This window comes from Bradyrhizobium sp. PRIMUS42, from assembly GCF_023006515.1.
Classification (GTDB): Bacteria; Pseudomonadota; Alphaproteobacteria; order Rhizobiales; family Xanthobacteraceae; genus Bradyrhizobium.
The window spans coordinates 1-8,282 of the sequence record NZ_JALBGZ010000248.1; the positions used below are offsets into that span (position 1 = coordinate 1).

The 8,282-nt window shown below is 64.6% G+C and carries 10 protein-coding genes and 1 pseudogene; 10 read left to right on the top strand and 1 reads right to left on the bottom strand.

Annotation, left to right across the window (positions count from 1 at the left end):
* Positions 1 to 101: 101 nt before the first annotated feature.
* From MOV75_RS19185 to surE, 8 genes are all read left to right on the top strand, one after another.
* Positions 102 to 941 (top strand): ScpA family protein, encoded by an 840-nt coding sequence (locus MOV75_RS19185; protein ID WP_018317872.1) that lies wholly within the window; start codon positions 102 to 104, stop codon positions 939 to 941.
* A gap of 21 nt (positions 942 to 962) precedes the next feature.
* Positions 963 to 1,727: an SMC-Scp complex subunit ScpB gene (gene scpB / locus MOV75_RS19190; RefSeq protein ID WP_246927398.1), complete on the top strand. Its 765-nt coding sequence runs from the start codon at positions 963 to 965 to the stop codon at positions 1,725 to 1,727.
* Positions 1,728 to 1,892: 165 nt separating this feature from the next.
* Positions 1,893 to 2,126, top strand: a complete 234-nt coding sequence (locus MOV75_RS19195) for a twin-arginine translocase TatA/TatE family subunit (protein WP_018317874.1) — start codon at positions 1,893 to 1,895, stop codon at positions 2,124 to 2,126.
* Positions 2,127 to 2,212: 86 nt separating this feature from the next.
* Entirely contained in the window at positions 2,213 to 2,749 is a 537-nt protein-coding gene (gene tatB / locus MOV75_RS19200; RefSeq protein WP_246927400.1) for a Sec-independent protein translocase protein TatB, read from the top strand.
* Positions 2,746 to 3,561: a twin-arginine translocase subunit TatC gene (gene tatC / locus MOV75_RS19205; protein WP_246927402.1), complete on the top strand. Its 816-nt coding sequence runs from the start codon at positions 2,746 to 2,748 to the stop codon at positions 3,559 to 3,561. Before tatB ends, tatC begins: the two co-directional genes overlap by 4 nt.
* A gap of 221 nt (positions 3,562 to 3,782) precedes the next feature.
* Positions 3,783 to 5,114 carry a serine--tRNA ligase gene (gene serS / locus MOV75_RS19210; RefSeq protein ID WP_246927410.1) on the top strand — a complete coding sequence of 444 codons (1,332 nt, stop codon included), beginning with the start codon at positions 3,783 to 3,785 and terminating at the stop codon, positions 5,112 to 5,114.
* Between the two features lie 151 nt (positions 5,115 to 5,265).
* Positions 5,266 to 5,628, top strand: coding sequence for a hypothetical protein (locus MOV75_RS19215; RefSeq protein ID WP_246927418.1), 363 nt, complete (start codon positions 5,266 to 5,268; stop codon positions 5,626 to 5,628).
* 108 nt (positions 5,629 to 5,736) lie between these two features.
* The gene (surE, locus tag MOV75_RS19220) at positions 5,737 to 6,504 is read left to right on the top strand and encodes a 5'/3'-nucleotidase SurE (RefSeq protein WP_246927412.1); all 768 of its coding nucleotides are present in this window, start codon (positions 5,737 to 5,739) and stop codon (positions 6,502 to 6,504) included.
* Positions 6,505 to 6,610: 106 nt separating this feature from the next.
* On the opposite strand, the gene MOV75_RS19225 is transcribed toward surE, so the two are convergent.
* Positions 6,611 to 6,982, bottom strand: a complete 372-nt coding sequence (locus MOV75_RS19225) for a response regulator (protein ID WP_008547195.1) — start codon at positions 6,980 to 6,982, stop codon at positions 6,611 to 6,613.
* Positions 6,983 to 7,209: 227 nt separating this feature from the next.
* Here MOV75_RS19225 and MOV75_RS19230 point away from each other — a divergent pair, with 227 nt between their 5' ends.
* Positions 7,210 to 7,860, top strand: a complete 651-nt coding sequence (locus MOV75_RS19230) for a protein-L-isoaspartate(D-aspartate) O-methyltransferase (RefSeq protein WP_247006390.1) — start codon at positions 7,210 to 7,212, stop codon at positions 7,858 to 7,860.
* A 109-nt stretch (positions 7,861 to 7,969) separates the two neighbouring features.
* A pseudogene (locus MOV75_RS19235) lies at positions 7,970 to 8,282 on the top strand (peptidoglycan-binding LysM); the annotation flags it as partial.

An 8,282-nucleotide genomic window follows, 5' to 3' on the forward strand; every position in this document is an offset into this window, starting at 1 on the left:
ATCGGCTATCTCGAATACACCTACGCGCCGCAGCCGCTCGACCGCGTCGCCGCACGCACTGAGCTGGATGCATTGATCGCACGGGCAAACACGGCAACCGCATGACCGCAGAAATTCTATCCTTCGAAACCGGGCGGCCCGCAGAGCTTGCCGAGGGTGAGCCGGCGTTGGTGGTGGACGTCGAGGGCTATGAGGGGCCGCTCGACCTGCTGCTCGCGCTGGCGCGGCAGCAGAAAGTCGATCTCGCCAAGATCTCGATCCTGGCGCTGGCCGACCAGTACCTCCACTTCATCGAAGCCGCGCGGAAGATCCGGCTGGAGCTTGCCGCCGACTACCTCGTCATGGCGGCCTGGCTCGCCTTCCTGAAGTCGCGCCTGCTGCTGCCGGAGCCGCCGAGTGCGGAAGGCCCGAGCGCGGAGCAGATGGCGACGGCGCTTGCCAACCGACTGCGCCGGCTGGAAGCCATTCGCGAAGCCGCCAATCGGCTGATGAACAGACAGCAATTGCTGCGCGATATTTTCCCGCGCGGCGAGCCCGAGCAGATCGCCGAGATCAAGCATCCGAAATACACGGCGACGCTGTACGATTTGCTCACCGCCTATGCCTCGCAGCGCCAGTCGCGCGTGCTGGCGAGCGTGCATCTGGCCAAGCGCACGGTGTGGTCGCTCGCCGAGGCGCGCGCCACGCTGGAGCGGCTGGTCGGCAGCATCAGCGAACAGGATGACTGGGGCGTGCTCGACGACTTCCTGGTCCGGCATGTCGCCGATCCGACGCAGCGCGCGACGGTGTTCGCCTCGAGCTTCGCGGCCGCGCTGGAACTGGTGCGAGAAGGTCAGCTGGAGCTGAACCAGAAAGAGGCGTTTGCGCCCATCTATTTCCGAAAGGGGCGCCCGAAACCGGTCCCGGACGCAGCTCCTGCGCCTGATGCGCCGGTCGGTTAAGTGCAAGAAGGAGAAGCTGCCATGGCAAGCCTGGCTGAAGTGCGGGTAGAAGAGGCCGAGCCGATGGAGAACGAATCCCAGGCACGTCCCGAGGAATTGCGGCTGCTGGAAGCGCTGCTGTTTGCTTCGAGTGAACCGCTGGATACCGCGACGCTGGCCAAGCGCATGCCTGACGGCGTCGACGTCAAGGCCGCGCTCGAGCAGCTCCAGGCCGACTATGCCTTGCGCGGGGTGAATCTCGTTCGCGTCGCCAACAAATGGACCTTCCGCACCGCCGGCGATCTCGCCTGGCTGATGACGCGGGAGAGCACCGAGACCCGCCGCCTGTCGCGCGCCGCGATCGAGGTGCTCGCGATCATTGCCTATCACCAGCCCGTGACGCGCGCCGAGATCGAGGAGATCCGCGGCGTCGTCACCTCGAAGGGCACGCTCGACGTGCTGCTGGAGACCGGTTGGATCAAGCCGCGTGGCCGGCGCAAGACGCCCGGCCGTCCGCTGACCTTCGGAACCACGGAGGACTTCCTGTCGCAGTTCACCCTGGAACAGCTCGGCGATCTGCCGGGCCTCGAGGAGCTGAAAGGCACGGGCCTGCTGGATTCGCGCCTGCCGACCGGATTCAGCGTGCCGACGCCATCGGACGACCCGCAGCTCCGCGAGGACGAGGATCCGCTGGAACCGGGCGACGAGCTCGATCTGGCGCTGGCGCCTGCGGTCGAGCCCGAGACCCCGGAAGAGACGCCGGACGGTGGCAAAGAGGGCGCCGGCGAGGGGGGCACCGAGGAGTGACACCCCGGCTGTTGCGGGCTCCTGCGACCAGTTAACACTAGCAAGATTACGTAGTGCCGACAGCGAATTGGCGCTGCCTTGGTCCTTGTTTTTGAGGCCTGCCAAGCCTACGTTCCGGTCAAGATCGGCCGGGTCCCCGGCCATGCGCGTTTGGAGGGTTGCAGGATGGGTTCACTCAGCATTTGGCACTGGATCCTGGTGATCGCAGTGGTCCTGCTGCTGTTCGGCCGCGGCAAGATTTCGGATCTGATGGGCGACGTGGCGCAGGGCATCAAGGCATTCAAGAAGGGCATGCAGGACGACGACAAGCCCGCCGAGAAGCCGGAGCCGGCCAAGTCCATCGAACACAATGGCGCGCCGACTGCGGCGCGGTCCGACGTCGGCAGCAAGGCCGTCTGAGCCAGAGAACACGCGAGACGCGGCCAGCGTCCCGATCCTGCGCGCAAGGGTTGGGCCGGCTGCGGCTGTCGTGAACGGAAGACCTCATGTTCGACATCGGGTGGAGTGAACTGGTCCTCATCGGGGTCGTGGCCCTGATCGCCATCGGCCCGAAAGAGCTGCCGGGCGTGCTGCGCATGGTCGGACAGTGGTTGGGCAAAGCGCGGAAGATGGCCGCCGAATTCCAGGGCCAGTTCCAGGAAGCGATGCGCGAGGCCGAAATGGCCGACCTCAAGAAGAGCTTCGACGAGGTCAAGGAAGCCGCCACGGGATTCAATCCGCTGACCTCGCTTCAGAAGGACGTCAGCGACGCGCTCCGCGTCGATGCGCTCGACAAGCCCGCCGAGACCTCCACGACGACTGCCGTTGAACCTCCGGCGACTTCAATTGAAGCGCCAGCGACTTCAAGTGAAGCGCCGGCGACGCCCACAACGCCGGAGGCCCCGACGCCCGCGACCTTCATGGAAGCCGAGGCACATGCGGCCGCGAACGAGCCGCTCGCGATCACCCGCGAGGTCGAGCAGGCGCAGGTTGCGCAGGACACCGCGCCATCCGAAGCGATCAAGGACGCCAAAGCGTCATGAGCGACGCCGATATCGAGGCCAGCAAAGCCCCGCTGATGGACCATCTGATCGAGCTGCGTTCGCGGCTGATCAAGGCGCTGCTCGGATTCGGCATTGCTTTCATCTTCTGCTTCTTCTTCGCCAAGCAGATCTACAACGTGCTGGTCTGGCCGTTCGTGTGGATCGCGGGTCCGGAGAATTCCAAGTTCATCTACACGGCGCTGCTGGAATATTTCATCACCCAGCTCAAGCTCGCGCTGTTCGGCGCCGGCTTCATCTCGTTCCCGATCGTGGCGACGCAGATCTACAAATTCGTCGCGCCGGGGCTGTACAAGCACGAGAAGCAGGCCTTCCTGCCATATCTGGTCGCGACCCCGTTCTTCTTCGTGCTCGGCGCGGCGCTGGTCTATTTCGTCGTGCTGCCGATGCTGGTCCGCTTCTCGCTCGGCATGCAGCAGGCCGGCAGCGACGAGACCGCTCAGATCCAGCTGTTGCCCAAGGTCGGCGAATATCTGTCGCTGATGATGTCGCTGATCTTCGCCTTCGGCATCGCCTTCCAGCTTCCGGTGATCCTGACTCTGCTCGGCCGCATCGGTATCGTGACCTCGAAGATGCTGCGCGAGAAGCGTCGCTATTTCATCGTCATGGCCTTCGTCATCGCGGCCGTGCTGACCCCGCCCGACGTGCTGAGCCAGTGCTCGCTCGCGATCCCGCTGATGGCGCTCTACGAGGGCTCGATCATCGCGGTCGGGATCGTGGAGAAGAAGGCGGCGGCAACCGCGCAGGCGACCACCAGCACCGACGTCTCGACGCCGGCCAATCCGGCGGAGTAGGGGCGATACCCTCGGGGTCCCCGCCTCGTGCGCAATTGCGCACTGGAGCGGGGAATCCAGTACGCCGCGGCCCCTCGGGGAATCACTAGCGTCTCTGGAATACCGGATCGGCCGCTTTCGCGGGCGATGACAGCTGTGCTAGGGGGGAGCGGCTATTTGCATGTTTGCATGAATGCAAATCCACGATTTGCAGGTTTGCAACAAGCCCCAGGACCACAGCCATGCACGACATCAAATCGATCCGCGATAATCCGCAAGCCTTCGACGCCGGTCTCGCACGGCGGGGTCTGAAGCCGTTGTCGGCCTCGCTGCTCGCGATCGACGAGAAGCGGCGGGCGGCGATCCTGGCCTCCGAGCAGGCGCAGGCGCGGCGCAATGCCGCCTCCAAGGAGATCGGCGACGCCAAGAAGGCCAAGGACGAGGCCCGCGCGGCCAAGCTGATGGCGGAGGTCGCCGAGCTCAAGACCACGATGCCGCAGCTCGAGGCCGCCGCGAAGACCGCCGACGAGGAGCTGACGAAAGAGCTGTCCGCGATCCCGAACATTCCGTTCGACGAAGTACCCGACGGTGTCGACGAGCACGGCAACGTGCAGCACCACGTGTTCGGCAACAAGCGCAACTACGGCTTCGCGCCGAAGCTGCATGACGATCTCGGCACCGCGCTCGGTGACATGGATTTCGAGGCGGCGGCAAAACTCTCCGGCGCACGCTTCGTCGTGCTCAAGAAAGGACTGGCTCGGCTCGAACGCGCGCTCGGCCAGTTCATGCTGAATCTGCACGTCGACGAGCACGGCTATACCGAGATCAATCCGCCGCTGCTGGTGCGCAACGAGATCATGTTCGGCACGGGCCAGTTGCCGAAATTCGAGGACGACCAGTTCTGGGCAATCAAGGGCGAGCTTCTCGCTGCGCCCGACCAGGAGCGACTGAGGACGGAGCGCCTCGGCCTCATCCCCACCGCGGAAGTGTCGCTCACCAATCTTGCGCGCGAATCCATCCTCGACGAGAAGCAATTGCCGATGCGGTTGACGGCATTGACGCCGTGTTTTCGTGCGGAGGCAGGCGCCGCGGGACGCGATACGCGCGGCATGATCCGCCAGCACCAGTTCACCAAGGTCGAGCTGGTTTCGATCACGACGCCCGAGACCAGCAAGGACGAGCACGAGCGGATGCTCGCCTGCGCCGAGGAAGTGCTGCGCCGGCTTGACCTGCATTACCGCGTGATGACGCTCTGCACCGGAGATATGGGTTTTTCGTCGCAAAAGACCTATGACATCGAGGTTTGGATGCCGGGCCAGGGCGAGGGCGGGGCATTCCGCGAGATCTCGAGCTGCTCGGTCTGCGGCGACTTTCAGGCCCGTCGTATGGACGCGCGCTCGCGCGGTCCCGACGGCAAGCCGCGTTTCGTGCACACGCTGAACGGCTCCGGCACCGCGCTCGGCCGTGCGCTGATCGCCGTGATGGAGACCTATCAGCAGGAGGACGGCTCGATCGCGGTCCCCGACGTGCTTCAGCCCTATATGGGCGGCGTAAAGGTGATCGGGCGCGACTAAAGCGTTTTCGAGCGAAGTGGATACCGGTTCGCGTCAAGAAAACGCGTCAAGACAAGAATCGCGTCGCCCGTCTGAAATGCTGGAAACGATCGGTTGCGAAGATCGGGCGGCCGGCTATCCTGCCGGCCCGTCGACGAGAACCCTACCGTTCATGGCCTTGCACCGCGACATCTTCTGGGTCGGCAGACAATGGGCGGTCACGGCTGCCGGCATCCAGGCCGTGGACCAGCGCCTACGCGGTGTGCTCGACATCGAGATCGCGCGGCTCTGGGACGACGATCTCGTGCAGAGCCGGCGCGCCAAGCCCGGTGTGAATGCAGCAGACTTCGACAAGGCGCTGACGGTGGCGCGCGAGCGCTTTCCGCAGGCGCCGGAGTCGGACCCGTTCGTTGCGCAATTGGAAGCGCTCGGCGTGATCGAGGCGCCCGTCGTGAACCCCGTGTTGCCGGTGATGAAGCTGCGCGCGGAGGGCAGGCTGGCGCGTTTTCTGCCGCAATGGCGCATCCGCCGGTAACAGGATTCAGCCGGAACCTGCCACCTGGGCCCCGAGCGGCCGGTTTGCCTGATCGGCCAGAGCCGGATAAGACGGCTCAGACCCCCCATTTTGGAATCGACCCTTCGCATGCGCATTCTCTGCACCAATGACGACGGCATCCACGCCCCCGGCCTCAAGGTCGTGGAGGAGATCGCGCGCGCCCTGTCCGACGATGTCTGGGTGGTTGCACCCGAGCTCGACCAGTCCGGCGTGTCGCATTCGCTGTCGTTGAACGATCCGTTGCGTCTGCGCGAAGTCGGGCCCCGGCACTTTGCCGTGCGCGGCACGCCGACCGACTGCGTCATCATGGGCGCGCGCCATATCCTGGGTGCCAAACTGCCCGACATCGTGCTGTCCGGGGTCAACAAGGGCCGCAACGTCGCCGAGGACGTGGTTTATTCCGGCACCATCGCCGGCGCCTTGGAGGGCACCATTCTGGGGTTGCCGTCGTTCGCGCTGTCGCAGGAGTTCAGCGTCGAGACCCGCGAGCGCATGCCCTGGGACACCGCGCGCAGGTTCGGGCCCGACATCCTGCGCAAGGTGATCGCCGCGGGCATCCCGAAGGACACCGTCATCAACGTCAACTTCCCGTCCTGCGCGCCGGAGGATGTGCTGGGCATCCGCGTCACGCGCCAGGGCAAGCGCAATCTCGGCTTCTTGCGGATCGACGAGCGCAAGGACGGACGGGGCAATCCCTACTACTGGATCGGCTTCGAGCGCACGGCGATGATGGATACGCCGGCCGACGGCACCGATCTCGCGGCGCTTCGCGAGCGCTATGTCTCGGTCACGCCGCTCAGGCTCGACCGCACCAACGAAGCGTTTTCGGAAGAGCTCAGCGCAACGCTGAAGTAGCGGCTAGGCCGTAGCCCGGACGGAGCGCAGCGAAATCCGGGGCCGGCTTTGCTTGTGGCACGATTCCGGGATTGCGCTGCGCTCCATCCGGGCTACGGAATTTCAGCTAGCCGCCGCGAAGGGCGGCTTCGATGGTCTTGCCGAGCGCGTCGAGCTGGAACGGTTTCTGCAGCGCCGGCCGGTCGCGGTACTGCTCGGGCAGGCCGGAGGAGCCGTAGCCGGTGGCAAAGATGAACGGGCAGCCCTTGGCCTTGATCACGTCGGCGACCGGCGAGATGACCTTGCCGTTGACGTTGACGTCGAGGATGGCAATGTCGAACTCGGTCGCCTGGGCCAGCCGCATAGCCTCGGTGATGTCGCCGGCCTCAGCCGCGACCTTGTAACCGAGCTCTTCGAGCATGTCCGCGACCATCATCCTGATCATCACCTCGTCCTCGACGAGGAATACAGAGCGGCCGGAAAGCCCTGTCGCGGTCATGGTTGAGTCCTTGCCCATTATCAAAAACGTTCGCAGATAACACGAATTGACGCAATGCGCGTTTCGACCAACGGATGCCTGAAAATGGTCATCGCGGCTCGTCCGTGGCAAGCCAATTTGTGGTCAAATGCATTACCCGAAGAGTATCATGAGTTCCCGAGCAGGAACACGATTCTGGCGTCCGGGCTCAGCGCCCACGGGCCCCGGCAAGACAGCGTAATCAGGAAATGACCTCCAATCAGCACCCGCCGGAAAAGATGATGTTTCAGCTCACGCTGAGGCGTCGGGGCATCAGCGATCAGGCGGTGCTGCGAACCATGGAGGAGGTGCCGCGCGAACTCTTCGTCGACGAGGCCGATCGCGACGGCGCCTATCGCGACAGCGCGCTGCCGATCGCCTGCGGGCAGACCATCAGCCAGCCCTTCGTCGTGGCCTATATGACCGAGCAGCTCCAGCTCCGGAAACAGCACCGCGTGCTCGAGATCGGGGCCGGTTCCGGCTATCAGGCGGCCGTGCTGTCGCGGCTCGCCGGCCAGGTCCTGACGGTCGAACGCTATCGCAAGCTTGCAGACGCTGCACGCGCTCGGCTTGAAAAACTGGACTGTCACAATGTCGAGGTGATGCTTGGCGACGGGCTCAATCTGCCGCCCAATATCGGCCCGTTCAATCGAATCATCGTCACCGCCGCGATGGAGCAGATACCGGAGAATTTGGTCGAGAGGCTGGAGGTTGGCGGCATCCTGATCGCGCCGGTCGGCCCGCATCAGGGCGTGCAGACGTTGATCCGCCTGACCCGCGGTGAATCCGGGATCGAGCGCAAGGAACTCGTCGAGGTCCGCTTCGTGCCGGCACTGCCCGGAGTGGCGCGGGAGCTGTAGATTTCCGGATTGGCTGTGCCGCCAACATCTTATTGGGAGGGTTAAGCCGTTATTTACTCGGCGCGTGTTTACTTAAAAGACCAGTTCTGTTGCGTACGAGTGAGTAACCATGTCCGCTGTCGCCGAGTTGCTTTACTCGCGCCGCGTACCGCAGGTCGCGGTGCTGGCGCTGATCTCCTTCAGCTTCGCAGGGTGCAGCGCCGACATGTCGTCGCGGCTGTCCCAGTCGAACTTCTCCAATCCCTTTGCCTCAGAGCAGACCGGTTCGGTGCAGCAGGCACCGCCGCCGCAGCGCGAGCTGCCGCAATATTCGCGGCCGCAGACGCAGCCCGGTTATTATCAGTCGCAGCCCTTGCCGCCGCCGGCAGTGTCCGCGCCGCAATCCTATCCCGTCACAGGTGGTGGCGGGGTGTCCGGAGGCG